The 712-nt window shown below is 60.1% G+C and carries 1 pseudogene; it reads right to left on the bottom strand.

Features of this window, described 5'->3' with window-relative positions:
- Window positions 1-164: 164 nt before the first annotated feature.
- Window positions 165-497 (bottom strand): annotated as a pseudogene (locus P0D80_RS50825) (IS21 family transposase); the annotation flags it as partial.
- Window positions 498-712 lie beyond the last annotated feature (215 nt).

The raw sequence follows: 712 nt of genomic DNA, 5'->3' as shown, positions 1-712 counted from the left end.
ATTGAACACGATCGACAATGAAGGCATCGCATCTGTGATTGGCGACACTCCAGCCGACGTCATCCGTCATTGAGCGGAAGGTCGAGCGCGCCGTCAGTTCCAGGCGTGGCAAGGCTTGGCGGGCGATGATACGCATTTCCGCACGAATCCTTACGCCTACCCTATACGGATGAGTAGCTTCCCTCGTAGCCGTGGTTGCGCACCAGCGCGCTGTGAATCGTGGTGCCGGGGACACCTGCGTCGTGCCACTGGGCAATCTGTTCGCGCCACGGTTCGGCCGACGAGATACAGCTCGCGGGCAGGAACTCCTTGCGGCTGAACGCTGTAGCAAGCTGCGCGTCATCCGGCAGAGCGTTGTCCGGAGAAAGCCACCCGCGCTCGGTTGCGATCTCCCGCACGGCCGCCAGCTTCTTACGGCCCATGATCTTCGAGCGGTCGATATCCCGGTCGGAGTCACCCTGGCGCATTCGCACCAGAACCTGTCGATATTGGTACATCTCGAACTTCCTCTTCAAACCACCCTCCGGAGCAAATGCGTGCCGGGAGGGTAGCGGTTGGCGAAGTTCGAGCGCCCGACTCAGACGCCAGTGGCGCCTTTACGGCGAAAATTTACTGGCGCCTATACGCCGAAAGACTTGTGGCGCCTAAACGCCGAAAAGTCCCTGGCGCCTTTATGCCGACAACGGTTTGGCTCCTTAACGGCGAAAGTTCA

Origin of the sequence: Paraburkholderia sp. RL17-373-BIF-A (genome assembly GCF_046030175.1) — a bacterium.
Classification (GTDB): Bacteria; Pseudomonadota; Gammaproteobacteria; order Burkholderiales; family Burkholderiaceae; genus Paraburkholderia.
This window is presented reverse-complemented; position numbering and strand designations above follow the sequence as displayed.